This is a genomic window from Massilia agrisoli (assembly GCF_020831365.1).
In the GTDB taxonomy this organism is placed as follows: domain Bacteria; phylum Pseudomonadota; class Gammaproteobacteria; order Burkholderiales; family Burkholderiaceae_D; genus Telluria_A; species Telluria_A agrisoli.
This window is the reverse complement of sequence record NZ_JAJHPV010000002.1, coordinates 233492-257157: the sequence shown is the minus strand read 5'-3', so window position 1 is coordinate 257157 and position 23666 is coordinate 233492. Positions and strand designations below refer to the sequence as shown.

24 protein-coding genes and 2 tRNA genes are annotated in these 23666 nt (G+C 63.6%); 10 read left to right on the top strand and 16 right to left on the bottom strand.

Going from position 1 to position 23666, the window contains the following annotated elements:
- Positions 1-41: 41 nt before the first annotated feature.
- Positions 42-1265, bottom strand: coding sequence for an FAD-dependent monooxygenase (locus LMJ30_RS01245; protein WP_229430515.1), 1224 nt, complete (start codon positions 1263-1265; stop codon positions 42-44).
- A gap of 119 nt (positions 1266-1384) precedes the next feature.
- On the opposite strand from LMJ30_RS01245, the gene LMJ30_RS01240 reads away from it, so the two are divergent.
- A tRNA-Phe gene (locus LMJ30_RS01240) sits at positions 1385-1460 on the top strand.
- An 88-nt stretch (positions 1461-1548) separates the two neighbouring features.
- Here LMJ30_RS01240 and LMJ30_RS01235 read toward each other — a convergent pair.
- Positions 1549-1881 carry an EAL domain-containing protein gene (locus LMJ30_RS01235; RefSeq protein ID WP_229430514.1) on the bottom strand — a complete coding sequence of 111 codons (333 nt, stop codon included), beginning with the start codon at positions 1879-1881 and terminating at the stop codon, positions 1549-1551.
- On the bottom strand, positions 1814-2440 hold the full coding sequence (locus LMJ30_RS01230) for a diguanylate cyclase domain-containing protein (protein WP_229430513.1): 627 nt from the start codon (positions 2438-2440) through the stop codon (positions 1814-1816). The genes LMJ30_RS01235 and LMJ30_RS01230 overlap by 68 nt, the downstream gene beginning before the upstream one ends.
- A 52-nt stretch (positions 2441-2492) precedes the next feature.
- On the opposite strand from LMJ30_RS01230, the gene LMJ30_RS01225 reads away from it, so the two are divergent.
- Together LMJ30_RS01225 and LMJ30_RS01220 are read left to right on the top strand one after the other, a co-directional pair.
- A tRNA-Phe gene (locus tag LMJ30_RS01225) sits at positions 2493-2568 on the top strand.
- A 255-nt stretch (positions 2569-2823) separates the two neighbouring features.
- Positions 2824-4407: a family 16 glycosylhydrolase gene (locus tag LMJ30_RS01220; RefSeq protein WP_229430512.1), complete on the top strand. Its 1584-nt coding sequence runs from the start codon at positions 2824-2826 to the stop codon at positions 4405-4407.
- 48 nt (positions 4408-4455) lie between these two features.
- On the opposite strand, the gene LMJ30_RS01215 is transcribed toward LMJ30_RS01220, so the two are convergent.
- The 4 genes from LMJ30_RS01215 to LMJ30_RS01200 form a co-directional block, all read right to left on the bottom strand.
- Positions 4456-5169, bottom strand: a complete 714-nt coding sequence (locus LMJ30_RS01215; protein ID WP_229430511.1) for an ABC transporter ATP-binding protein — start codon at positions 5167-5169, stop codon at positions 4456-4458.
- Positions 5162-6364 (bottom strand): ABC transporter permease, encoded by a 1203-nt coding sequence (locus tag LMJ30_RS01210; protein ID WP_229430510.1) that lies wholly within the window; start codon positions 6362-6364, stop codon positions 5162-5164. The genes LMJ30_RS01215 and LMJ30_RS01210 overlap by 8 nt, the downstream gene beginning before the upstream one ends.
- 4 nt (positions 6365-6368) lie before the next feature.
- Positions 6369-7580 (bottom strand): efflux RND transporter periplasmic adaptor subunit, encoded by a 1212-nt coding sequence (locus LMJ30_RS01205; protein WP_229430509.1) that lies wholly within the window; start codon positions 7578-7580, stop codon positions 6369-6371.
- 87 nt (positions 7581-7667) lie between these two features.
- Positions 7668-8255, bottom strand: coding sequence for a hypothetical protein (locus tag LMJ30_RS01200; RefSeq protein ID WP_229430508.1), 588 nt, complete (start codon positions 8253-8255; stop codon positions 7668-7670).
- 20 nt (positions 8256-8275) lie between these two features.
- Here LMJ30_RS01200 and LMJ30_RS01195 point away from each other — a divergent pair, with 20 nt between their 5' ends.
- A complete protein-coding gene (locus LMJ30_RS01195; RefSeq protein ID WP_229430507.1) occupies positions 8276-8980 on the top strand; it encodes a glutathione S-transferase N-terminal domain-containing protein in 705 nt (234 codons plus the stop codon).
- A gap of 177 nt (positions 8981-9157) precedes the next feature.
- Here LMJ30_RS01195 and LMJ30_RS01190 read toward each other — a convergent pair whose 3' ends face one another.
- The 3 genes from LMJ30_RS01190 to LMJ30_RS01180 all read right to left on the bottom strand — a co-directional run bounded on the left by LMJ30_RS01190 (position 9158) and on the right by LMJ30_RS01180 (position 11373).
- A complete protein-coding gene (locus tag LMJ30_RS01190; protein ID WP_229430506.1) occupies positions 9158-10807 on the bottom strand; it encodes a M28 family metallopeptidase in 1650 nt (549 codons plus the stop codon).
- A gap of 53 nt (positions 10808-10860) precedes the next feature.
- Positions 10861-11061: a DUF2905 domain-containing protein gene (locus LMJ30_RS01185; RefSeq protein WP_229430505.1), complete on the bottom strand. Its 201-nt coding sequence runs from the start codon at positions 11059-11061 to the stop codon at positions 10861-10863.
- 102 nt (positions 11062-11163) lie between these two features.
- Positions 11164-11373 carry a hypervirulence associated TUDOR domain-containing protein gene (locus tag LMJ30_RS01180; protein ID WP_229430504.1) on the bottom strand — a complete coding sequence of 70 codons (210 nt, stop codon included), beginning with the start codon at positions 11371-11373 and terminating at the stop codon, positions 11164-11166.
- Between the two features lie 94 nt (positions 11374-11467).
- On the opposite strand from LMJ30_RS01180, the gene LMJ30_RS01175 reads away from it, so the two are divergent.
- Positions 11468-12106 (top strand): CatA-like O-acetyltransferase, encoded by a 639-nt coding sequence (locus LMJ30_RS01175; RefSeq protein WP_229430503.1) that lies wholly within the window; start codon positions 11468-11470, stop codon positions 12104-12106.
- Here LMJ30_RS01175 and LMJ30_RS01170 read toward each other — a convergent pair.
- Entirely contained in the window at positions 12100-13065 is a 966-nt protein-coding gene (locus LMJ30_RS01170; protein ID WP_229430502.1) for a MerR family transcriptional regulator, read from the bottom strand. The genes LMJ30_RS01175 and LMJ30_RS01170 overlap by 7 nt on opposite strands.
- Before the next feature lie 147 nt (positions 13066-13212).
- Here LMJ30_RS01170 and LMJ30_RS01165 point away from each other — a divergent pair, with 147 nt between their 5' ends.
- Positions 13213-13668: a fasciclin domain-containing protein gene (locus LMJ30_RS01165; RefSeq protein ID WP_229430501.1), complete on the top strand. Its 456-nt coding sequence runs from the start codon at positions 13213-13215 to the stop codon at positions 13666-13668.
- A gap of 157 nt (positions 13669-13825) precedes the next feature.
- Positions 13826-14362, top strand: coding sequence for a pyridoxamine 5'-phosphate oxidase family protein (locus LMJ30_RS01160; RefSeq protein WP_229430500.1), 537 nt, complete (start codon positions 13826-13828; stop codon positions 14360-14362).
- A gap of 16 nt (positions 14363-14378) precedes the next feature.
- On the opposite strand, the gene LMJ30_RS01155 is transcribed toward LMJ30_RS01160, so the two are convergent.
- A complete protein-coding gene (locus tag LMJ30_RS01155; protein WP_371872960.1) occupies positions 14379-15233 on the bottom strand; it encodes a DUF817 domain-containing protein in 855 nt (284 codons plus the stop codon).
- A gap of 205 nt (positions 15234-15438) precedes the next feature.
- Positions 15439-15975, bottom strand: a complete 537-nt coding sequence (locus LMJ30_RS01150; RefSeq protein WP_229430498.1) for a DUF2058 domain-containing protein — start codon at positions 15973-15975, stop codon at positions 15439-15441.
- Positions 15976-16157: 182 nt separating this feature from the next.
- Between LMJ30_RS01150 and LMJ30_RS01145 the strand changes: the two genes are divergently transcribed.
- Positions 16158-17045: a CAP domain-containing protein gene (locus LMJ30_RS01145; RefSeq protein WP_229430497.1), complete on the top strand. Its 888-nt coding sequence runs from the start codon at positions 16158-16160 to the stop codon at positions 17043-17045.
- A gap of 83 nt (positions 17046-17128) precedes the next feature.
- Complete coding sequence (locus LMJ30_RS01140) at positions 17129-18154, top strand: LLM class flavin-dependent oxidoreductase (RefSeq protein WP_229430496.1); 1026 nt, start codon at positions 17129-17131, stop codon at positions 18152-18154.
- A 267-nt stretch (positions 18155-18421) separates the two neighbouring features.
- Here the strand turns inward: LMJ30_RS01140 and LMJ30_RS01135 are convergent, their stop codons facing one another.
- Both LMJ30_RS01135 and LMJ30_RS01130 read right to left on the bottom strand, forming a co-directional pair.
- Positions 18422-19528, bottom strand: a complete 1107-nt coding sequence (locus LMJ30_RS01135; protein ID WP_229430495.1) for an S-(hydroxymethyl)glutathione dehydrogenase/class III alcohol dehydrogenase — start codon at positions 19526-19528, stop codon at positions 18422-18424.
- Between the two features lie 73 nt (positions 19529-19601).
- The gene (locus tag LMJ30_RS01130) at positions 19602-20711 is read right to left on the bottom strand and encodes an alkene reductase (protein ID WP_229430494.1); all 1110 of its coding nucleotides are present in this window, start codon (positions 20709-20711) and stop codon (positions 19602-19604) included.
- Between the two features lie 215 nt (positions 20712-20926).
- Here LMJ30_RS01130 and kefC point away from each other — a divergent pair, with 215 nt between their 5' ends.
- A complete protein-coding gene (gene kefC / locus LMJ30_RS01125) occupies positions 20927-22702 on the top strand; it encodes a glutathione-regulated potassium-efflux system protein KefC (protein ID WP_229430493.1) in 1776 nt (591 codons plus the stop codon).
- A 31-nt stretch (positions 22703-22733) separates the two neighbouring features.
- Here kefC and LMJ30_RS01120 read toward each other — a convergent pair whose 3' ends face one another.
- The gene (locus LMJ30_RS01120) at positions 22734-23597 is read right to left on the bottom strand and encodes a class I SAM-dependent methyltransferase (protein ID WP_229430492.1); all 864 of its coding nucleotides are present in this window, start codon (positions 23595-23597) and stop codon (positions 22734-22736) included.
- Between the last annotated feature and the right edge of the window lie 69 nt (positions 23598-23666).

Here is a 23666-nt window from a genome sequence, read left to right as displayed (position 1 = left end):
TTCTCCGGTTGTCCTGCAAGTGAATTTGAGCCGGTAAAGGCTCATTTGCCCATTGCATGCGTGATGAGCCGACGCTTGAGCATCGGCAACTTATCCAGCAAGTTTAATCCCAAATTGCGCGCAACGCGCACGGGTTCGAGGTCGGTGCTGAAAAGACGCGCCAGTCCGTCGGTGGCAAACTGCATCAGGAAGATGTCTTCCTTGCGCGCGCGGGCATAGCGGGCCAGCACGCGCTCGTCGCCGATCGCGCGGTGGGACTCGCGGCCGGCGACAGCCTTGAGCAGTTCGGCCACGTCGGCGAAGCCGAGGTTCATGCCGTGGCCGGCCAGCGGATGCACGACGTGGGCGGCGTCGCCCACCAGCGCCACGCGCGGCGCGGTAATGGCATGCGGGCGAATCAGCGCCAGCGGGAAGTCCCTGACCGTCTCGGGCTGCAGCGGCCGCAGTACGCCCAGCTTTTCTTCGGCCAGCTCGGCCAGGCGGATGGCCAGTTCACCCTGGCTTTCTCGCATCAGGGTATCGGCCAGCGCATCGGGCGCGGACCAGACCAGCGACACGCGGTTGCCCGGCAGCGGCAGCAGCGCCACGATGCCATCGGCGCCGGTGAACCACTGGTAGGCCACGCCGTGGTGCGGCTTCTCGCACGAGAAATTGGCGACCACAGCGCGCTGGTGGTATGAGCGGTAATCGAGGCCGATGTCGCACTGTCCGCGCACCCACGAGTGGCCGCCGTCGGCGCCGACGAGCAGCGAGCTCGCCACCGTCTTGCCGCCTTCGAGGTGGACCAGCGCGCCGTCGTCGCTGGTCTCGATGCGGATGGCACGGCCACTGACGATGGTCACGTTCGGTGCAAACTTGAGCGCTGCGTCGAGCGCCTGGCACAGGTTGCGGTCTTCGACGATCCAGGCCAGCGCGCCGACGTGGGCGCCGAAGGCGTCGAATTCGACATCCCCGGCTTTTTCGCCGTCGCCGTTGACCGCCATCGAGTCGACTGCCTGCACGCGCGACTGGTCAAGCGCGCCCCAGACCTTGAGCGAAGACAGCAAGGTGTGGGCCGTGTGGTTGAGGGCGTAGACGCGCACGTCCCAGGGCTGCTCACCGGCGGCTGAAGGGGACGATGCGCCCGGCGCCGCAGGGGGAACGATCATGGTCACGCTGTGGCCAGCCTGGGAGAACCCAAGCGCCGCGGTTTTGGCGATGGCGCCATTGCCGACGATGCAGACGTCGCCCGTGGTGCGCGCAGTAGGAGAAGTTGGAGTAGTCATGGCTTCCATTATAGCGGGTAGAAAAAGCAACGTTTCCGTGCACGCTAGCTGGCATTTTGAAAAAATTGTCTTGCCTGCCCTTGCAATCCGCAAACTGGCTGACTATAATCATGCCTCTTGGCCTGGTAGCTCAGTTGGTAGAGCAGAGGATTGAAAATCCTTGTGTCGGTGGTTCGATTCCGCCCCGGGCCACCAAGAATAAATAAAACGCCACCTTCGGGTGGCGTTTTTGTTTTTGGCCGTCGTTCCCGCGAAGGCGGGAATCCATGCAAGGTGCGCTTAGTCAGAAAACTGGTACCACTAAGTCAGGGCCGAGTGGGTTCCCGCCTGCGCGGGAACGACGGATCTGGCGGTGATATCGCTTTACCGCCCCGCTCTCACACGGCCTGCAGCCCAAGGGAACGATCAGTCCGATTTCCTCGGTAACCGAAATGAAGTCGTTCGGCGACACCAGGCCGCGCTCCGGGCTGCGCCAGCGCACCAGCGCCTCCATCGCCACGACGGCGCCGCTGGCCACATTGATCTTGGGCTGGTAATGCAGCTCGAATTCATTGTTGTCCAGCGCCCGCCGCAGTTGCTGCTCCAGCAGCAGGCGGGCACCGGCCGCCGCATTCATCTCCGGCGCAAAAAACTGGTGGTTGGCGCGGCCCATTCTTCTTGGCGTGGTACATGGCGCTGTCCGCGTTGCTCATCAACTCGCGCAAGGTGGTGCCATCGGCCGGGAACATGCTGATACCGATACTTACCGACACGCTCTGCTGTTGCTCCTCGATCACGATCGGCAAGGCGAGCGTGTCGAGCAGTTTTTGGGCAATGTTGGCGGCCGCGGTCGGCCCGCTCACTTCGTCCAACAGCACCACGAACTCGTCGCCCCCGAGCCGCGCCACGATGTCTTCGACGCGCAGGCAGCCGGTGAGGCGGGCCGCCACGCCCTGGAGCAGTTTGTCGCCGTAATGGTGGCCGAGCGAATCGTTGATGGTCTTGAAGCGGTCGAGGTCGAGAAACATCAGCGCAAAGCGCTTGCCGCCACGTCCGCCTGCCGCAATGGCGTGTTCGATACGGTCTTCAAGCAAGGTGCGGTTGGGAAGGCGGGTCAGCGCATCATGCAAGGCAAGGTGGTGCAACTGGCGGTTGGCGTGGCTGAGCGAATGCACCAGCCTGGCTAGACGGAACACTCGATGGGCGATCTGGCCAGCGTCGGGGCGCTCATGTAAAATACTGGCCCTTGGCCTGGTAGCTCAGTTGGTAGAGCAGAGGATTGAAAATCCTTGTGTCGGTGGTTCGATTCCGCCCCGGGCCACCAAGAACATCCCAGTGCAAACGCCAACCCTCCCGGTTGGCGTTTTTCATGGAGCACCCAGGCAACCTGGGCCGCTGCTCCGGCACCGATCGCAAACAAGCTCCCTTTCGCGCGTTCATGGCGCGTCCGATTGACACTCCTTGAAAATTGGCACAAACTCATACACAGTTTTGGAATCGTTTCCAATTTCAGCTTACGCGGTCCGATTGAAGCGCTTCCAAGACGCTAACTATAAAAAATTCACGGAGATACTGCAAAATGCACAACATCGATTCATCCCGGTTTACCCCGCTACGCTCGCTGCTGTTTGCCTGCGCATTCCTGGCTGCCCCTGCTTCCTACGCGCAGCAATGCCCAAGTGCCACGCCCGTTTTTGCCGACGAGTTCAACGGCACCGCCGTCGACACCAGCAAATGGCAATTCCAGAACGGGGACGGCTGCAGCTACGGCATCTGCGGCTGGGGCAACAACGAACTCCAGTCCTACCAGACCGCGAACGCCACGGTCGCCAATGGCGTGTTGTCGATCACGGCCAAGAAGCAGCGCGTCGGCTCAAAGGCATACACATCGGCCCGCCTCAGGACGCTGAACATGCCCGGCAGCGGGCAGTGGACGCATGGACGTTTTGAAGCGCGCATGAAGATCCCTACCGGTGGCGGCATGTGGCCAGCCTTCTGGGCGCTGCCGGCCAATACCACCGTGGCCTGGCCTGCCAGCGGCGAAATCGATGTGCAGGAGTCAACCGGCCAGAAGCACATGTTCGCGCTCGGAACGATCCACTACGGTTCGTCGAATGCCAATCACCAATTCCTTACCAGCAGCATCTACAAGCAGCCCGACAGCTGGGCCGACGCGTTCCATGTGTACTCGGTGGTCTGGACACCGTACAAGATCAGCTGGTACATCGACGACCTGCTCTACGCCACCAAGACACCGTCGGACATGGCCAATCCGGCTGACTGGACGTTCGAGAATTATGCCTATTACCTGATACTGAACATGGCGGTCGGCGGCAGCCTGGGCGGCAAGGTCAACGACGCCGCCCTGCCCCAAACCCTGCAGGTCGACTATGTGCGCGTCTACGCCAATCCGCAGCCATCGCTGAGCGGTCCGCACATCGTGGAACCGAACACGGCAGCCACGTACAGCATCGTCGACGAGGCGGGTACCGGATCAAGTTATGTGTGGACCTCGCCAACCGGCCAGACCTCGAACGCCAAGTCGCTGACGGTCAACTGGGGCAGCACCGGCGGCCCGGTGTCGGTTGCCATCAGCAACAGCTGCGGTACGTTCAACAAGAGTGTGCCGGTCCTGGTCTCGCCGCAACTGACGCGCACCGCCATCCTGGACGACTACGAAAGCAATCGTAAAGTCAGCTACACGACCGTCACCGGCCAGCTCACCCAGTCGAGCGCAAATCCCGCCCCGAATGCCGTCAATGGCTCGCCAACGGTGGCGAAGTACGTGCGCAGCGCGGCCAGCAGCTATGACCTGATCACCATGGGGACGACGCTGGTGCCTGACGCCTCGTTCTATGTGCGTGGCGACAAGGCCTTCTACCTCGACGTCTACAGCAACGCGCCGGTCGGAACGCCAATGCTGCTCCAGCTTGAAAACGCGAATGTGGCAACTGCGAGCAATTTCCCGCTCGGGCGGCACTCCAAATACATCGCCTACACGACGGTGCAAAACAGCTGGCAGCGCCTGAAATTCCTGCTCAATGACAGGATCGACGGCAGCACCGCCGATACCGCTGTCAACCAGTTAGTGTTGCTGCCGAATCCCAACACCCTGACCGGGGACACGTACTACCTCGACAACCTGGCGATCTACGGTCACTGACCCCTGCCTGCTGACGTATCGCATAGGCAAACTGAGGGCTGCCGCGTACTAGCCACGTACCTGGTCGCTCTCGATGTTGCCGTCCACTAGCCTGATCGTGCGGTCGCACTGCTCGGACAGGCGTGGATCATGCGTCACCAGCAGGACCGCACAGCCGAACATGCGGTTGAATTTGCGGAACAGCTCGAACACTTCGGCGGCGGATTTGGTGTCAAGGTTGCCTGTGGGCTCGTCGGCCAGCAGCAACGCCGGGCGGGTCACCAGCGCGCGCGCCACCGCCACACGCTGCTGCTGGCCGCCGGAAAGCTGGTCTGGCTTGCGCTGTTCGAGCCCTTCCAGGCCCACCTCGGCCAGCAGGTCCTTCGCGCGCGCGAGCTGTTCGGGCGTGGGTTTGCCGGTGGCCACCATCAGCGGCATCAGCACGTTTTCGAGCGCGGTGAACGCCTGGATCAGATGGTGGAACTGGAAAACGAAGCCGATTGCGCTGCCGCGCAGCGCGGTGCGGCGGGCGTCGTCCATGTTCCGGGTCGGCTCCCCAAGTAGCAGCAGCTCGCCCGCGGTCGGCCGGTCCAGCAGGCCGATCACGTTCAGCAGCGTGCTCTTGCCCGATCCCGACGCGCCCACCAGCGCAGCAAAGTCGTTGCGCTGCAGGCGCAGGTCCAGCCCATGCAGCACTTCCACTTCGGTGGGCTTTCCAACGTTGTAGCTTTTCCGAAGTCCCTGCAGGCGCAGGACCTCCTGGCTGGCATCGTGCTCAGACATGGCGAATTGCCTCCACCGGGTCGAGCGCGGCGGCGCGGCGCGCCGGCACCGCTGCCGCCAGGATGCCGGTGACCGTGGCCAGCCCCATCGCGGCAACCGGCAGCCATGGATCCACCGGGATATAGAACAGCCTTGGACCGAAGGTGTTGAACGCACCCACCAGCCCATAGCCCGCAAGGCCACCCAGCAGCGAGCCGGACAAGCCGAACAAGGCGCCCTGGACCAGGAACACGCGCAGCATCTGTTGCCGTGTGGTGCCCATCGCGCGCAGGATGCCGATCTCGCGCGTGCGCTGGACCACGCTCACCGACAGCACGCTGGCGATGCCCAGCGCGACGCTCAACGCCACAAATACGCTAATCATCCGGGTGGACAGGCTTTGCGAGCGCAGCGCGTTCATCAGCTGGGCGTTGGTCTCCATCCAGCTTTCCGCCTTCAGCCCCGTCAAGCGGGCGATATGCGCGGCGATGGCCTGCGCGTCGAAGATCTCATCCACCGTCACGTCGATGATGGTGGCCGCGCCAGGCAGGTTGAGCAGGGACTGCGCCTGTTTCATGTCCAGGTAGACGTAGCGCGCATCAAGCTCGCGCACGCCCAGTTCGAAGATGCCGGCCACGTTGACGACGCTCTCGCGCCCCTGGCCGCCGTCCAGCCGGAGTTTGTCGCCCACCCGCATGCCGAGGTCGCTTGCCAGTTGCTTGCCGATCACGGCGTCGCCGGCGCCGATGCGGAACACGCCGGCAATGATGTCGTCCTGGATCGGAATGATGCGCTGGTAGCGCGGCGCGTCGATGCCTACCAGCGCCACCGACTGCAGCGCCTCGCCGCGCCGCGCGAAAGCCGGTCCGGAGATCAAGGGCGACACCGCCGCAACACGCGGCAGCGTGTCGAGCACGTCGCGCACCTGCTGCCAGTTGTTGATCGAGCGCAGGCGCTGGGCGCGCTTACTCTCCAGCAGCAGCTGCGCGCTTCCCGCGGCAGGGGCGAAGACGTGGTTGCGCTCGTCGGGAGGCAGCACCTTGATATGGGCCTGGGTGCCGAGGGTGCGTTTGATAATGTTGCCTTGCAGTCCAGTGATCAGCGCGGTGAGGAAGACAATCACGGCGACACCGACTGCGATACCCACCAGGATCAGCGTGCTCTGCACCCTGCCTTCGCGCAGGAACCTGGTGGCGATGGTCCACTCGATCCACATCGGGTCAGTCCAGCTTGACCGGCAATTCTTTGCGTGTGGCAGGATCGGCGCCCGCGCCCGCAGCTACCACGCGCACGCGGTCGCCTTGTTCGAGCGCGGCCTGCGCATCCGCCAGGACCCAGTCGCCGGCCTGCAGGCCGGACGTCACTTCTGTTTCGGTCAGGCCGCGCAGGCCGAGCTGCACCTGGCGGCGCGTGGCGCGGCCATTGGCCACCAGCCACAGCGCGGCGCGGTTGCCGTCCATGGCAGCCAATGCATCGTTAGGCACGACGATGGCCCGGTCCCGGCGGCCCGTTTCCACGTTCACGGAGACCGTCATCCCCTGGCGCAAAAATGCAGTGGCCGGAGGCACGGCGAGGCGAATATCCACGGTGCCGCGTTGTGGATCGACGCTGGGGGCAATGAAGCTGACCGTGGCGGGGAACGGCCGCGCCGGGTGGGCGTCGGCGACGCACATCGCGGCTTGGCCGATGGCAAGCACGTCGAGGTTTTTCTCATCCAGCGGAACCAGGATTTCGGTGTCGCCGGCGCGGGCGATTTCGAACAACACGCGGCCGGGCTGCACCAGGTCGCCCGGTTCGGCGTTGCGCGTCAGAAGGGTGCCGGCGACTTCGGCGCGGATGATTGTCTTGGCCAGCTGCGCCCTGGCGCTGGCGACCCGCGCGCGCGCAGCGGTTTCATTCGGATTGCCGGCCAAGAATGACCGCGCAGCCAGTTGCGCCTGTTCGACCGCGATGCGGGCGATGGTTTCGGCTTGTGCCGCCTGCTCCATGGCTTCGCGCGTGATCATCTGGCGCTGGTACAGGTCGCGGCGCCGCCGGGCTTCACGGCCGGCCTGCTCCAGCCTTGCCTGCGCCTCGCGCAATGTGGCTTGCGCCTGCGGGCGTGTCGATTGCTGTAACTGGGCCAGGGCAGCCTCTGCTTCACGGACGGATGCCTCAAGGTCGTCGGCGCGCAGCACCGCAAGGACGTCGCCAGGCTGCACCTTGTCGCCCTCGCGCACGCGCCGTTCGACCACCACGCCGGTGACCTGGCTGCCGACCTGTGCGCGCGACACGGCGGCGACCCGGCCGGTGGCCACGACGGTCTGCACCAGTGGCCGCGCGGCCACTTCGTAACCGGGCAGCGTCGGCCCGCGCATCCCCTGCACCAGCCCCCATGCCACGACGCCGACGGCCACGAAGGCGAGAGTGACTAGCAGCGGGCCGCGTTTCATCGAGTGAGGTGGAATGTAAATGATGACAACGATTTTAACCGATACCGCGCAGGGCCACGGCACGGCGCGGTCACATCGTCGTTTCCGTCATTCTTTCTTTTCCCTGAATTCGCCATCGATCACCATGTCGTCCTTGGCGGCAGGAGGGTTTCGGCCAGCGAATGTGAGGAAAGACGATAACATTCGCTCGAAGATTGCTCGCCTCAACCAGGGATAGGCAAGAAGAAAAGTCGTCGTGAAACCAGTAAAAGCTGCGGGCACGTACTCGCCTCGGGCCAGGAAGTTCAGCAAGCAAAGCGCCAGCAAGCCCACCATGAGCGGACGACGGACAGGTTGAGGCAATACGCCAACGATGCGCAGCTTGCCTTTGCTTATCCAAGGAAATCTTGCAAAAAGGGCGGCAAGCAGCAAGCCTGCCGCGACGCGCCCTGTGCCGAGGTGATCAGCCAACACCCCGACGACAAGGAAACCGGTGTAGGTCATCGCGCTGGCCAACGCTGCCAGCACGAGTAATGCAAGGGCGATCGTCAGCTTCGGCATGCGCATCGCCGCTATGAGGAAAAAACGTAGGATTTTGTGTACTCCGGCAATTGGAAATCGGAAGGCTGCCGCAAATTTTACAGCACGCTCCGGCGCCCTGCGCGTTCGCGCCGGTTCAACGATAATGATGATCATTTGTTCACAAGAGGATGACCATGACCGGAATCGCCGACTTCCCCATCCATGCCAAATGGCCTGCAGCCTTTCCCGACCGCATCCAGCTGTATTCGCTGCCCACGCCCAACGGCGTCAAGGCCTCGATCATGCTCGAAGAAACCGGCCTGCCCTATGAACCGCACCTGGTGAACTTCGAGACCAATGACCAGCTGTCGCCGGAGTTCATGTCGCTGAACCCGAATAACAAGATACCGGCCATCATCGACCCGAACGGTCCGGACGGCAAACCGCTGGCGCTATTTGAATCCGGCGCCATCTTGCTGTACCTGGCCGACAAGAGCGGCATGCTGTTGCCGAAGGACGCAGGCGCGCGTTACCGGGCCATCCAGTGGCTGATGTTCCAGATGGGTGGGGTCGGGCCGATGTTCGGGCAGTTGGGCTTCTTCCACAAATTCGCCGGCAAGGACTACGAGGACAAGCGCCCGCGCGACCGCTACCTGGCCGAATCCGTGCGCCTGCTCGGCGTGCTGGAGCGCCACCTCGAAGGCCGCGAGTGGATGATGGGCGAGCAATACACCATCGCCGACATCGCGATCTTCCCGTGGGTGCGCAACCTGGTCGGTTTCTATGCCGCAGGCGACCTGGTCGGTATCGACAATTTCCCCAACGTGCAAAGGGTGGTGGCCGGCTTTGCCGCGCGCCCTGCCGTCGAGCGCGGACTGAACATTCCAGCCCGGCCTTAGAAGACTGTCGTCCCTGCGAAGGCAGGGACCCATAGCACGTCAGGTCAGCTGGTGTACAGGTTCCTGCTTTCGCAGGAACGACGTGCTGTCGTCCCTGCGAAGGCAGGGACCCATGGCACGTCAGGTCAGCTGGTGTACAGGTTCCTGCTTTCGCAGGAACGACGCTAATTTGCTGGCTTACTTGCGTTCAGCTGCGGACTTGTCGCGCGCCGCGCGGAACTCCGAATCGACTGACCAGTTCGGCCAGGTCTTCGAATTGGCCAGGTCGGCGCCCAGCGAGTACAGCACTTCGAGGTCGCGCGCCATGCCGGTGAAGGTCCACTTCGGATCGAATTCGTCGGCAGGCTGGTGGTAGGCCTTCTCGGTGTACTCGGCTTCGGCCGCTTCGCCAGCTTTCACGCCGCCTTCCACCCAGTCGTTCCCCGAACCGAAGGACAGCGCAGGCACGCCGCGCTTGGCGAACGGGAAGTGGTCGGAACGGAAGAAGTAGCCTGCTTCCGGCTTCGGATCAGGCGAGTAGGCGATGTCCCACTGCTTGGCCTTGGCCACCAGCTGGTCCAGCAGGTCGAGCCGGGCGCTGCCCGAGATGTTGAAGTTGCGCGAAGGGCCACGCGGGCTGAGCGCGTCCATGTTGATCACGCCGACGGTCGACGCCAGCGGATACAGCGGGTTCGACGCGTAATACTCGGAACCGAGCAGGCCCTTTTCTTCCGCGGTCACCGCCAGGAACACCACGCTGCGCTGCGGCGCCGGCTGCTTGGCGTAGACGCGCGCCAGTTCCAGCATGGCGGCGATGCCGGTGGCGTTGTCGACAGCGCCGTTATAGATCTTGTCGCCGTTGGCGTCTGGCTGGCCCACGCCAAGGTGGTCCCAGTGGCCGCTGTACATGACGTACTGCTTCGGCAGCTTGCTGCCTTCGCGGATCGCCACCACGTTCTTCGACTTGATGACCTGAGCATCGACGGCGTAGTTGGCCGACAGGGTCACGCCCTTGAGTTCGATCGGCTTGAAGGAGCGGGCCTGGGCCTGCTTCTTGGCTGCCTCGAAATCGATGCCGGCCGTCTTGAACATGTTTGCTGCCAGATCGCGCTGGATCCACGCTTCCATCGGCGCGTGCGATTTGCGCGGCTCCTTGCGCACGACGTCGTACATGACGTTGGTGTTCGAGTTCTTCACCGTCGGCCAGCCATACGATGCCGGCGCGGTCTCGTGGACAATGATCGTGCCGAGCGCGCCGCGGCGCGCCATCTCTTCGTACTTGTAGGTCCAGCGGCCGTAGTAAGTCATCGCCTTGCCGCCGAAATCGCCCTGGCCGGTTTCGAAGTCGGGATCGTTGATCAGCACGACCGCCAGCTTGCCCTTCAGGTCCATGCCCTTGAAATCGTCCCACTTGCGCTCAGGCGCAGTGACGCCGTAACCGACGAAGACCAGCGGCGCGTTCTTGAAGTCGACGGTCTTCGCGCCGCTCATCGACGCGCGCACCGCCATGTCGTCGCCCTGGGCGAGCGGGCGGCTGTTCTTGCCTTCGTGCAGGGTCAGCTTGACCGGGCCCTTGATCTCGAAGCGGCCGAGCGGAACGTCCTGCGTCCAGCTGCGCTTGCCGCCCGCCAGGTCGCCGCCCGGCTGCAGGCCGGCGGCCTTGAATTGTTCGACGAGGTAATTCACGGTTTTGGTTTCGCCGGCGGTGTTCGGGCCGCGGCCCTCGAACTCGTCCGACGACAACACTTTGACATCCTGGGACAGGCGCTTCGGATCGAACTTCGGCGTGTCAGCAGCGTGCGCGGACGCTGCGGCAAGGGTCAACAATACTAAGGTGGCGTTTTTCAATGCTTGTCTCCATCAAATAAGAACGGCAAGATCGGCACAGTATCATAGCCGGCTCAGCGGCGGAACAACCAGACCAGCAGTGACAGCACCAGGGAAATCACGATGCAGGTCACGATCGGGAAATGAAAGCTGACGCCTTCCCGGACGATATGGATATCACCCGGCAGGCGGCCCAGCGGCAGCTTGCTCAGCCATGGCCACGCGAGGCCAGCGGCGGCGATCAGCAATCCAATGACAATCAGTGCGCGTTGCATGGCTATGCCCTCCTCATCCGGCGCGAGATTAGCAAGAATTGCCTTTCGGTGGCGCGGCCACGGACATTGACAAGGGTGGTGGGAAGAACCCGCGCCGGCTGCCTAAATTTTTTTGAGCGCACTTGCCTTGTGTGCAGCTTCGGCGCCGGTCTTGTCGCTGACCACAAGGTACTCCGGATGGTCCGGCGATGCGGCGACATGATGCCCCTTGATGTCGGTTGGCGCGGTCAGCTTTTTCTTGATCTTCCCATCTACCGTTCCCTGCGGCGAATGCCATTGCACCTTGTCGCCGACCTTGAATGCGTCTGCCATGCTGAGCTCCCTGGAGTGTCTGCGCGGACGATTTGAACATACAATCGCTGATTTCCGGCGCTTCGCAGGCCAGTTTCCTTAAGAGCAAGAACGTATGCAGAACTTTGAACGGCGGCGCGACCGCTTTGAACTTTTCGACCGGATGGACAGCCCCGCAGTCAATCTGAGTTTCACGATGGACTTGCCGGACTTCCGGCCATGGTGCAAGGCGCAGGGCTTGCCGCCCTTTCATGTGCTGCTGTGCGCCGTGCTGCGCGCGGTGCTGAAGGTCGAAAACTTCCGCTACCGCATTTTCGAGGGTGAAGTGATTTGCATCGACCGGCTGACGCCTTCCTATACCGTGGTCAACCAGCACCATGACCTGAATTTCGCGCAGTTCGCGTGGTCGGATGACCTGCGTGAATTCGTCGCGCGCAGCCTGGTGGCGCGCGACGAAGCGAGCCATATGGGCGCCTTGAACGACACTTACCAGGGAATGTCGCCACGCGAGTGCAAGAACCAGGTGTTCGTCACCTGCATCCCGTGGCTGGATTTCACATCCATCCAGCACCCGATGGCGTCGGTGGGCTCGCCGGACATTCCTTCGCTCGCATGGGGGAAATTCAGGGACGGCGCGAACGGACGGATGCAGCTGCCCTTCTCGGTCCAGGCGCACCACGGCTTCGTCGATGGCTATCACATCCACCTGTTGGCCCAAACCATCGCCGCCGAACTGTCCTCCCTTATTCAGTAAGCCCTGTTGCCGTCGAGCCCCTCCGCCAGCGCCAGCCGTTCCATTGCTGCCTCGAGGACCGTGCGGGCAGCGCCCGCCGCATGCTCCAGCTCAGCGTGCAACCGTGCGTCGGCCTCGTTGCGTGAAGCGCACTGCGCGCTGTAGCGTTCGAAGCTGCCAACCATCATCAACAGATCGGCCAGGTGGCGCGGGCATTCGCATTCGAGCCTGTTGCCAGCGGCCGCATACGCGGCCAGGGTAGCGTCGTCGAAGCGGCGCGGCGCGACCGCCTCGCGCGCGGGCAAGGCCAGCAGCGGCTTGCCTGACGAAGCGGTCCGGCACAACATCACCAGCTCGCCCAGTTCCGCCGGCACCCGCGCGACCAGGCAGCCCTGCGCGCGCAGTTCGCGAATCGTCGCGCTGGCGCAAAAGCGGTACATCACCAGGGTTGCCGCAGCGCCTGCCTGCTGGCGGGCCGCCGCAATTTTTGGCAAGGCGGCGTCGTCAAGCTCGGACAATTCGACCAGCAGCACTTCCGGCCTGATATCGTGCAGCATCGATTCGGCCTGCTCCAGGCGGCCGCAACTTCCCACCATCTCCAGCTGGTTGGCATAGCGCCCGTCGGCGGCGATGCGGCGCCGCAAACCCTCGCCGATGACGGCCACCCGCACCGGCCCCGCATGGCTCGCCGCACCGGCTGCAGCCGGGGCCGCGAGCGCACTGAGCTGGTCCGCCGGCAGGCCGGCGATCGAGCCGATTGGATGTCCCTGGTCGACCAGCTGCTTGAGCAGGCCGAGGCGCCGGACCTGGTCGGCCGAATACAGGCGCTGGCCATGCTCGGAACGCTGCGTGTCCGACACCCCGTAGCGCCGCTCCCACACCCGCAAGGTCTCTACCGGCAGGCCCGCTAACCGGGCGGCAACTCCGCTGCGGTAAGCGGCCTGGCCTGCCTCGGCTTTATCTTTGGCTTCCATTCTCATGACCCGTTCTTGAACCGATAATGTCTGTATTTTATCGCGTCATCAACGGGACGGCTAGAAATTCAGGCGCATAATTCTTTACATAACGGTTCAAAAACAGTGCAGAGCCGTTGAGCGGTTCAATCTCATCTACCCAAGGAGCGAGCAATGAAAAAAGTTTTGATGGCAGTCTCAATGTCCCTGGCATTTGGCGCGGCGCAAGCGGCAGACATCGTCGATACCGCCAAGTCGGCAGGCAACTTCAACACCCTCGTCACGGCAATCGAAGCGGCCGGCCTGGTCGATACGCTCAAAGGTCCCGGCCCATTTACGGTCTTTGCCCCGACCGACAAGGCGTTCGCCAAGATCCCCAAGGCCAAGCTCGATGCCCTGCTGAAGGATAAGGCCGCGCTGACCAAGGTGCTGACCTACCACGTGGTTCCAGGCAAGGTCATGGCTGCTGACGTCAAGCCGGGCGCCGTGAAATCCGTCGAAGGAAGCGCGCTGACGGTCAGCATGATGGGCAACAAAGTGCGCCTCGACAAAGCGACGGTCGTGCAGACCGATATTGCCGCTGACAATGGCGTGATCCACGTGATCGACACGGTAGTGATGCCGAAGTAATGCGCAAGGGAAGCGCCATCCTCGGGGTGGCGCTCCTAGGATGTTCCAAAGCGTCATCAACTGAAGGCAATGTTCAGCCCACTCGGTTAATCCGCCAACACACACCGGGCAGCGTGATTGATAGGATGTCCTGAATCAGTCAGCCGAGGAGCACTTCATGGATTCAATCAACAAGCAGCAGCCCGAACATAATTTTGAAGACCTGTCCGGGGCGCCGGCAATCAAAAAACTAACGGAACTGGTGAAAGAAGCGGAAACGTGTTTCTTCTGCACCGAGGGCGGAACGGGCGGCAGCTCAGGCGTCCGGCCGATGAGCGTGCAGCAGGTCGACGAGCAAGGCAACCTGTGGTTCCTCAGCGCCAGCGACAGCTACAAGAACCGCGAAATCGCAGCGAACCCTTCCGTGAAGCTGTTCTTCCAGGGTTCAAAACACGCCGAGTTCCTGAGCCTGGAAGGGCATGCCAGCATCTCGCGCGACAAGGCCAAGATCAAGGAGCTGTGGAACTTCATTCTCAAGACCTGGTTCACCGAGGGCGAGGACGACCCGCGCATCACGGTCATCAAAGTGGCGCCGTCGCACGGCTACTACTGGGACAACAAGCATGGCAGCGCCATCGCGGGCGCGAAGATGCTGATCGGCGCCGCCATCGGCAAAACCCTGGACGACTCGATTGAAGGAAACCTGCGGGTCTAAGGGTTTTCGTCGCGCACTACCCGGCGCTGCCTGTGGGGCCGCGCCGCCATCCCGTATGCCAGCCCTTGTCGGCTACGTGGATCCTGGTTTTGACGTGCTTGAGGTTGGCAACGATCGTGAAGGTCATGATCACCATCAGCGACCATGAGCTCCATTTGCTGACGTGCACCAGTGACCATGCGCCGAGCTGGTTGGGATAGCGCCACACGCCCCAGAAAGTACCGACGTTTTCGGCCAGCCAGACGAAGAAGCCGATCAGCACAAATCCCAGCATCAGCGGCATCTGGCGGTCGCGGTCGAGCGGCCGGTACACCACTGAAGTGCGGAAATACAGCGCCAGCGCGCAGGCCGCGAGGTACCAGCGGTAGTCGCCGATGTAGTGGTGGGTAAAGAAGTTTGCGTAAATGAGGATGGCCACCGTCGCCGCCATCCAGTACGGCGGGTGGTGGCGGATGCGCAGGTCGAACAGCCGCCAGGCCTGCACCACATAACTGCCGACCGCCGCATACATGAAGCCCGCAAACAAGGGCACGTCGAGTATCTTGGTATAGCCGAAGTCCGGATAGCTCCACGACCGGATGCTGCCCGATACCTTGAACGCCTCGAGGGCGAAGCCGACCATGTGGAACAGGCAGATGGCTTTCAGCTCGTCCATGGTTTCAAGCTTCGAACAGACCATCCAGAACTGGATGAGCAAGGCCACCGCCAGCAGTACATCGTAACGCGGCATGCCGCCGATGCCCGCGCGCGGTATCGCCATCATCGCGATGAAGAACAGGCCGACGAACAGGCAGGCGCGCGCATTCTTGATACCGAAATACCAGAACTCAACCAGGCCGCGGCGCCAGCCGCTCAGTTCCCGCGCGCGCATGTCGAGCAGGTGTACATCGAGGGCGGACAGTACCCTCATTGCGCCGCCCGCTGTGTTGCACAGTTGTCTGAAGCTGCAGGATTGTTTTTCATGTTTACGCCAAGCAGGTGTGCGGGACCGGCGCCATACCGGATCGAATTGATGCCTTGACGTAAAACTTACCCTAAATCATAAGTGGGCGCACCAAAAACATTGTCTTGGCCTGTTACCACATCAAGTCGTCAGGAATCTGGAAGGCTGCGTATGGATCGTCTTCGTCCACTTCGTTGCTGACTTTTTTGACGCGCACCACCAGCGAGGCATCGCGCTCGGCGATCTTGTCGGCGATGACCTTCGGCACCAGTTCGGTCACACCGCCCAGGCACACGATCACCAGGCGCCCTGCCATCAGGTGGGCCTGGACCGCCGCCGAGACGTAGATGCGCTCGATCTTGCTACCGTGGGTGAAGTTGTAGGCGATGTCGCCATTGCCCTTGCTTTGGCGGTTCTGCTTGACCATCTGGGCAATCTGCGCCGCAATCGCCTTCTGCGACGCCGCCGCATCGCGCTGCGCGTTCAGCTCACGCGCCCGCTCGGCGTTCTTGCGCTGCAATTCCTGCGCGGCGATGCGCGCTTCGTCGACGCTGACCGTGCCGGTGCGGCGTTCGACCTTCTTCTGCTTGCTCTTGTCCTGGTTGACCAGCTTGACCTTGTTCTTGTCGACCAGTCCGGCTTTCAAAAACTGCTCTTGCAAAGAGGCCATGTTTGCTACTCCATAAATGAATTGCGCCAGCGCGGGTCGCGTCCCGGCCTTTGAAAGCCGACAGCATAGCAAACTGCGGCTGCGGCGGACGAAATCGCCGCGCACGGATCAGCCGGGGCCTGCACGCGCACGGGGTTGCGGTGTATGCTTTCCCGTTAGTTAGTGAATTACAGGCAGGTCATTTGAACATCAAGCTCCCGGCCGTGAGGCCACACGCGATCTTCGCTTGCGTTCTCGCCAGCGCCGGCCTGTTTGCCGCACACGCTGCGCATGCCAAGGGCAACGACCAACTGGTCAGGCTGATCAACGCATACCGCGCAGCCCCGCCTTCCTGCGGCGGCAGCCAGGTGAGGCCAAGGGCGCCGCTGGCGGCGCATCCTGCGCTGGCGCGCGTCAAAGTCGCGGCCGGCACATTCCTTGACCAGGCCATCGAGCAGGCCGGATACCAGGCCGCAAAGGCAGAGGCGATCTACGTCGCCGGACCGCCCGACGCGCCGGCGGTGATGGCTTCCATCGAAGCGAAATATTGCAATTCGCTGCTGAATCCGGATTTTTCCGATATCGGCGCAATCCGCTCTGGCGACACTTGGCTGATCGTGCTGGCCACGGCCGCGCCACCGCCCGCGATCAACCTGCTTCCGGACCCGGAAACCGCGGGCAAGGCAGTACTTGAGGCGGTCAACGCCGCGCGCGCCACCCCGCGCAACTGCGGCGCCCGCTATTTTCCGGCCGCCCGCAGCGTGTCGTGGAATGCTTTCCTGGGCCATGCGGCGCTCACGCATAGCCGCGACATGGCGGCGACAAGGGATTTCAGCCACAAGGGCAAGGATGGCAGCAACGCGGCGGAACGCGCCAGGCAAGCCGGCTACCGCTGGTTGCGTGTCGGCGAGAACATTGCTTCAGGACAGACTTCACCGGAAGAAGTGGTGGCGGGCTGGCTGACCAGCCCCGGCCACTGCGAAAATATCATGAACAACGCTTTTACCGAGATGGGCGCCGGCTACGCCGTCGACCGGTCGCGCAAGGTGCCGCGGGCGTACTGGACGCAGGTATTCGCCGCGCCGCGCTGATTGCCCGGCTATTTCACTTTCAAACGGCCTTTCCGTCCCCATAACAGGAACAGCAACCGCCCTTACCGCAAGCGAAAGAAGCCATGATTCCCTTTTCCGTCCTCGACCTCTCCCCGATTACCGAAGGCAGCGATGCCCGTACGTCGTTCCATCGTTCCCTCGACCTGGCCCAAAGCGCCGAGCGCTGGGGATTCAATCGCTACTGGCTGGCCGAACACCATGGCATGCCAGGCATTGCCAGTGCTGCCACAGCGGTGTTGCTTGGCTATATCGCGGGAGGCACGTCGACCATCCGGGTCGGCGCGGGCGGCATCATGTTGCCCAACCATTCGCCGCTGGTGATCGCCGAACAGTTCGGCACGCTTGAATCGCTCTACCCGGGCCGGATCGACCTGGGCCTGGGCCGCGCGCCAGGCTCAGACCAGGCCGCCGCGCGCGCGATGCGCCGCAACCTCGCCTCGAGCGCCGATGAGTTCCCGCAAGATGTCGTGGAACTGATGGACTATTTCGCGGGTTCCTCGCGGCGTTCCGTGCAGGCAGTGCCGGGCGCTGGCCTCAAGGTGCCGGTCTGGATCCTCGGTTCCAGCCTGTTCGGCGCGCAGCTTGCCGCGTCGCTGGGCCTGCCGTACGCGTTCGCATCGCATTTCGCGCCGACCATGATGATGCAGGCCATCGACTTCTACCGCAGCAACTTCAAGCCGTCCGCGCAGCTGGACAAGCCCTACGTCATGCTCGGCTATAACGTGTTTGCCGCAGACACCGACGCCGAAGGCCAGGTGCTTGCCAGCTCGATGCAGCAAGCCTTCGTCAACCTGCACAGCGGACGGGCGTCACGCCTGCAGCCGCCGGTGGCTGGCTACCTTGACCAGATCGGGCCGACTGGGCGCGCGATGCTCGACCAGGTGCTGGCCTGCTCGGCAATTGGTTCACCGGACACGGTGTCGCGCGAGATACAGGCATTCATCGCCCGCACCGGCGCCGACGAACTGATGATTACCTCGCAGATCTACGACCACGCGGCGCGCCTGCGCTCGTACCAGATTACCGCCCAGGTGCATCGCGACCTGTCGCAGCCGCTCGACCCTGCCGACAAGCACCACAAAGCGTAAGCGCCTGCGGCGAAAAAAAAAGGCTATGTCACGGTTAAGTGTGGAAGCGCTACACCCTCGTCGTTCCCGCGCACGCGGGAACCCATACTGAAGACGATCAGTAATAAAGCGATTCGACGTCCAGCGCATCATAGTATGGGTTCCCGCTTTCGCGGGAAGTCGGGTCCGCCAGTGGCGGGCACGACGTGCTCAATTCCATACCTAACGGTGACAGAGCCAAAAAAAAGGCGGCGCACCATGCGCCGCCTGTTTGTCTCGCAAGCAGGTTCAGTAGAGAACGACCGAGCGGATCGATTCGCCGCGCTTCATCAGGTCGAAACCTTCGTTGATGCGCTCGAGCGGCAAGGTGTGCGTGATCAGCTCGTCAATGCGCAGCTTGCCGTCCATGTACCAGTCGACAATCTTCGGCACGTCGGTACGCCCGCGCGCGCCGCCGAACGCGGAGCCTTTCCATTCGCGGCCCGTCACCAGCTGGAACGGACGGGTGCTGATTTCTTCGCCCGCCGCCGCCACGCCGATGATGTACGACTGGCCCCAGCCCTTGTGGCAGCACTCGAGCGCCTGGCGCATCGTCGTGGTATTGCCGATGCACTCGAACGAATAATCGGCGCCGCCATCGGTCAGCTGGACGATCTGGTCGACCACATTCGCCACTTCTTTCGGGTTGATGAAGTCGGTCATGCCGAACCGCGTCGCCATCTCGACGCGCGCCGGGTTGATGTCGACGCCGATGATCTTGTTGGCGCCCACCATCTTGGCGGCCTGGATCACGTTCAGTCCGATACCGCCCAGGCCGAACACCACCACGTTGGCGCCCGCCTCGACCTTGGCCGAGAACACCACCGCGCCCACGCCGGTGGTCACGCCGCAGCCGATATAGCAGGCCGTCGCGAAGGGCGCGTCCTTGCGGATGTTGGCCAGCGCGATTTCAGGCACCACGATGTAGTTCGAGAACGTCGACGTGCCCATGTAGTGGAACAGCGGCTTGCCGTCGATCGAGAAGCGCGAGGTGGCGTCCGGCATCAGGCCGCGGCCCTGGGTCGAGCGGATCGCCTGGCACAGGTTGGTCTTGCGCGAGAGGCAGAACTTGCACTGGCGGCATTCCGGCGTGTAAAGCGGGATCACGTGGTCGTCCTTCTTCACCGTCGTCACGCCCGGCCCCACATCGACCACCACGCCGGCGCCCTCATGCCCCAGGATCGCCGGGAAGATTCCTTCCGGGTCCGCGCCCGACAAGGTGTAGTAGTCCGTATGGCAGATGCCGGTGGCCTTGATCTCGACCAGCACTTCGCCGGCCTTCGGGCCTTCCAGGTCGACTTCCTCGACCGTCAGCGGGGCGCCGGCCTTCCATGCGATAGCGGCTTTTGTTTTCATAGTGAGCAATTGGTAATTGGAAAAAATGAAGAAAGATCATAGCGCACCTGCGCCGCGCGCGCCGGCGGCCCGGTCAGGACGCTGCCTGCGCCAGGGTTGGGTAATCGATATAGCCTTCGGCACCGCCGCCGTAATACGTGGCCGGGTTGGGCGCATTGAGCGCCGCGCCGCGGCGCAGGCGCTCTGGCAGGTCGGGGTTGGCAAGGAATGGCTGGCCAAACGCAACCAGGTCCGCCAGGCCCGCCTTCAGCACCGCATTCGCGCGCTCGTGGTTGTAGCCGCCCGCAACAATCAGGGTGCCCGGATACAGCGGGCGGAAATAGCGCGCCGACAAATCGGGCAAGGGGTGCTCGCCTGGCGTGGAGGACGGTTCGATCAGGTGCAGGTAAGCCAGGTTCAAGGTGGACAACTGCCTGACAACGTAGCCGAAGGTATCGTGCGGATGCGATTCGCACATGTCGTTGAAGGTGCCGCCGGGCGACAGGCGCACCCCCACCCGGTCGCTGCCCAGCACCTGGCTGGCTTGCGCGATCACTTCAAACAGCAGGCGCGCACGGTTTTCGATGCTGCCGCCGTAGTCGTCGCTGCGCTGGTTGGTGCCGTCTTCGAGGAACTGGTCGAGCAGGTAGCCATTGGCCCCGTGGATCTCGACCCCGTCGAAGCCGGCCGACTTGGCGTTCGCGGCGGCGGCGCGAAATTCGCCGACGATGGCGGCAATCTCGTCCTTTTCGAGGGCGCGCGGGGTCGGGATGTCTTTCAGCCCCTGCGCGGTATAGGTCTGCACGCCGCGCGGGGCGATGGCTGACGGCGCAACCGGCGCCTCGCCGTTGCGGAAATCGGGGTGCGAGATGCGGCCCACGTGCCACAGCTGGACGAAGACCAGGCCGCCCCGCTGGTGCACGGCGCCGGTGACCTTGCGCCATGCGGCCACCTGTTGCTGGCTGTGGATGCCGGGCGTGGCGATGTAGCCTTGCCCGCCAGCACCTGCCTGGGTGGCCTCGGTAATGATGAGGCCAGCGCCGGCGCGCTGGCTGTAATACTCGGCGGCCATGTTCGATGGCAGGTTGCCAGGCTCGGCGCGGCTGCGCGTCAGCGGCGCCATCACCATGCGGTTTTTCATTTGCAGCGGGCCAAGCCGGTATGGAGAAAAAATATCGATGGCGCCGGGGTCGATCGCGTTCATGGTGTTTCCTCCTTCCTTGCTGTGATGGCGGGTTGCGGCTGCTGGCCTATCCGCCCGACTGGTCAAACCTCCACGTTACTCCCGACCCGCGCCCGGCGTAGCACGCCAGGGACCCAACGGGCAGCCGGGGAGGTCGATATAATCCTCGCAAGGCCCTCGGGGCCGGCAACCCGGCGGCGTAGCCGGGCCACACCCAATACCGGCCGGGGACGCCCATGCATGAACTTCTCCTTACCCCCATCGTCTTCCTCGTGGCGGCAGTCATGCTGGTGCCCCTGGCCCAGCGGCTCGGACTCGGGTCGGTGCTGGGCTACCTGATCGGCGGATGCATCATCGGGCCGTGGGGCCTGGCGCTGATCGGCAATCTCGAGCTGATCAGCCATGTGGCCGAGATCGGCGTGGTAATGATGCTGTTCCTGATCGGGCTGGAGCTGCAGCCGAAGAAACTGCTGGCGATGCGCGCGCTGGTGCTGGGCGGCGGCGCCTTGCAAGTGGCGGGCTGCGGCGCGGCGCTGGCCGCGGGCGCCTGGGTACTGGGCATGCAGTGGACGGCGGCGCTGGTTGCCGGCTGCGCGCTGGCGCTGTCATCGACGGCCATCGTGGTGCAGAGCATGCAGGAACGCCATCTCGACCACACCCCCGCCGGCAGGGCCGCGTTTGCCATCCTGCTGTTCCAGGACATGGCCGCCATTCCCCTGCTGGTCGTGACGCCGCTGCTGGGCTCGGCCGCCGCCAGCGGCCCCGGCTTCAACTGGGCGCTGGCCGCCGCCGTGATCGCCGCCGTGCTGGTTATCGGCCGCTACCTGATGCCGCTGGCGCTGCGCCTCATCGCCAAGACCGGCCTGCGTGAAATCTTTACCGCGTTCGCACTGCTGCTGGTGCTGGGCATCGCCCAGCTGATGACCCTGGCCGACCTGTCGATGGGCCTGGGCGCCTTCCTGGCCGGCGTGCTGCTGGCCGGCTCTGAATACCGCAAGGCGCTGGAGGCCGACCTGGAGCCATTCAAGGGATTGCTGCTGGGACTGTTCTTCACGTCGGTGGGCATGTCGGTGAACATTGGGCTGCTGTCCGACGGGCCGCTGCAGATTGTTGGCCTGACCATCGCCTACATGGCGCTCAAGATGGCGCTGCTGGCGCTGCTGGCGCGCGCCCTGCCGATACCGGCCGTGCAGCGCTGGCCGTTTGCCGCCCTGCTGGCCCAGGGCAGCGAATTTGCGTTCGTGGTGTTTGCCGTGGCGCGGCAGGCGCAAGTGCTGCCGCCGGCAATGAATGAAACCCTGGTCGTGGTCGTCGCCGTGTCGATGGCCCTGACGCCACTGGCGCTCGTAGCCGGCAACTGGATCAGCGCACGCCTGCACAGCCGGCCTGCGATGGAGCCGGACGTGATTGAGCCAGAAGGCGCGCGCGTGATCATCGCCGGCCTCGGCCGGGTCGGCCAGATCACGGCGCGCCTGCTGATTGCCTCGGGCATCAAGGTGACGGTCCTCGATAACGATCCCGACCTGATCGAGACGGTACGCAAATTCGGCATGCGGGTGTTCTACGGCGACGCGACCCGCCTCGACCTGCTGCGCGCTGCCGAAGCGCACAAGGCGCACCTGCTGATCAACGCGATCGACGACATGGAGGGAAGCCTCAAGCTGACCGACGTGGTGCGCGAGAACTTCCCGCAGCTGAAGATCATTGCGCGGGCGCGTAATGTGACGCACCTGTTCGAATTGCGCAGCCGCGGCGTCGAACTGGTGGAACGCGAAACCTTCGACACGGCCTTGCTGATCGGCCAGCACGCACTGGAAAAAATGGGCATTGACCCGGTAACCGCCGAGCGCGCGCGCCTCAAGTTCCGCGCGCACAACCTGTCGACGCTGGACACCATTTTCCCGAACTACCGCGACGAGAAAGCCATGATCTCCATCGAGCAGGCCGCGCGCGACGAGCTGGCACGCTCCTTTGAACAAGACCGGATCGGGCTTGGACAAGGAAAGGGCTGAGCGCCCGCCCTGCGCACCACGTGCGCGAATGTCAGGTGCTGCGCTTGGTAACGACCACCTCAAGGTATTCGGCCGGCACCACCAGCGACGCCGGGCCCGCAATGTTGAAGCGGTCCAGCAAGGCAAGGATGTCCTTTTCCAGGGCTTGCTGGCCTGCGGGGTCCAACGCGGCAAAGGCCTTATGGGTGGGTCCGTAGAAATCACGGAATACCTGCAGCCAGTGCGACGGCGACGCGTAGCGGAAATTGAACATTTTGCGCGCCGCATGGATGCTCGCCGCCTGCTGGCCGAACAGCTGGCCGAGATGGGGCTCGGTCCCCCACAGCGCGGGCGATTCCAGGCCGGCCGGCGGCGCGATGTGCGCGCCGATGGTTTTGAACAGCTGGCCGACGAAGCCTTCCGGCGTCCAGTTGGCAAGCGCGATACGGCCGCCGTCGCGCACCACCCGCAGCATTTCGCTGGCGCAGCGCGCGTGGTCGGGAGCGAACATGACGCCAAAGGTGGATATCGCCACGTCGAAGCTGGCGTCGGGAAACGGCAGGTTTTCGGCGTCGGCTTCACGGAATTCCACCTGCAGCCCTTCGGCCTCGGCGCGCCGCCGGCCTTTTTCAAGCAGCGCCGGGACATAATCGGTGGAGGTCACTTTCGCGAAGCGGTGCGCCGCCGCCAGGGTGGCGTTGCCGTTGCCGGCGGCGATATCGAGCACGCGTTCGTTGGCGCGGATATCGGCCGCTTCGGCCAGCGACTCACCGACAATCTGCAAGGTGACGCCGATAACGGCAAAGTCGCCGCTTGCCCACGTGGCTTGCTGGCGCTGCTTGATCGCGCCGAGGTCCGGCATGTCGGGCGGCCGCGGCGCCTGGCCGGCGGCCGGGGATGGAACAGGTTCGGTCATGACGGATCCTCCTGGTTATCGGAAGCCACTCTTCATACCGTTTGACGCGAACCGGCCTGCCAAGTTCGC

Bases quoted from the DNA above. Each gene is read 5' to 3' on its own strand.
- LMJ30_RS01180 (WP_229430504.1), bottom strand. From the start codon at position 11,373: ATGGCAGACGCATTCAAGGTCGGCGACAAGGTGCAATGGCATTCGCCG.
- LMJ30_RS01170 (WP_229430502.1), bottom strand. From the start codon at position 13,065: ATGAGAATGGAAGCCAAAGATAAAGCCGAGGCAGGCCAGGCCGCTTAC.
- LMJ30_RS01235 (WP_229430514.1), bottom strand. From the start codon at position 1,881: ATGAATGCGGCGGCCGGTGCCCGCCTGCTGCTGGAGCAGCAACTGCGG.
- LMJ30_RS01140 (WP_229430496.1), top strand. From the start codon at position 17,129: ATGATTCCCTTTTCCGTCCTCGACCTCTCCCCGATTACCGAAGGCAGC.
- LMJ30_RS01165 (WP_229430501.1), top strand. From the start codon at position 13,213: ATGAAAAAAGTTTTGATGGCAGTCTCAATGTCCCTGGCATTTGGCGCG.
- LMJ30_RS01175 (WP_229430503.1), top strand. From the start codon at position 11,468: ATGCAGAACTTTGAACGGCGGCGCGACCGCTTTGAACTTTTCGACCGG.
- LMJ30_RS01245 (WP_229430515.1), bottom strand. From the start codon at position 1,265: ATGACTACTCCAACTTCTCCTACTGCGCGCACCACGGGCGACGTCTGC.
- LMJ30_RS01160 (WP_229430500.1), top strand. From the start codon at position 13,826: ATGGATTCAATCAACAAGCAGCAGCCCGAACATAATTTTGAAGACCTG.
- LMJ30_RS01195 (WP_229430507.1), top strand. From the start codon at position 8,276: ATGACCGGAATCGCCGACTTCCCCATCCATGCCAAATGGCCTGCAGCC.
- LMJ30_RS01155 (WP_371872960.1), bottom strand. From the start codon at position 15,233: ATGCGCGCGCGGGAACTGAGCGGCTGGCGCCGCGGCCTGGTTGAGTTC.
- LMJ30_RS01210 (WP_229430510.1), bottom strand. From the start codon at position 6,364: ATGTGGATCGAGTGGACCATCGCCACCAGGTTCCTGCGCGAAGGCAGG.
- LMJ30_RS01150 (WP_229430498.1), bottom strand. From the start codon at position 15,975: ATGGCCTCTTTGCAAGAGCAGTTTTTGAAAGCCGGACTGGTCGACAAG.
- LMJ30_RS01135 (WP_229430495.1), bottom strand. From the start codon at position 19,528: ATGAAAACAAAAGCCGCTATCGCATGGAAGGCCGGCGCCCCGCTGACG.
- LMJ30_RS01205 (WP_229430509.1), bottom strand. From the start codon at position 7,580: ATGAAACGCGGCCCGCTGCTAGTCACTCTCGCCTTCGTGGCCGTCGGC.
- kefC (WP_229430493.1), top strand. From the start codon at position 20,927: ATGCATGAACTTCTCCTTACCCCCATCGTCTTCCTCGTGGCGGCAGTC.
- LMJ30_RS01130 (WP_229430494.1), bottom strand. From the start codon at position 20,711: ATGAACGCGATCGACCCCGGCGCCATCGATATTTTTTCTCCATACCGG.
- LMJ30_RS01200 (WP_229430508.1), bottom strand. From the start codon at position 8,255: ATGATCATCATTATCGTTGAACCGGCGCGAACGCGCAGGGCGCCGGAG.
- LMJ30_RS01120 (WP_229430492.1), bottom strand. From the start codon at position 23,597: ATGACCGAACCTGTTCCATCCCCGGCCGCCGGCCAGGCGCCGCGGCCG.
- LMJ30_RS01185 (WP_229430505.1), bottom strand. From the start codon at position 11,061: ATGCAACGCGCACTGATTGTCATTGGATTGCTGATCGCCGCCGCTGGC.
- LMJ30_RS01215 (WP_229430511.1), bottom strand. From the start codon at position 5,169: ATGTCTGAGCACGATGCCAGCCAGGAGGTCCTGCGCCTGCAGGGACTT.
- LMJ30_RS01220 (WP_229430512.1), top strand. From the start codon at position 2,824: ATGCACAACATCGATTCATCCCGGTTTACCCCGCTACGCTCGCTGCTG.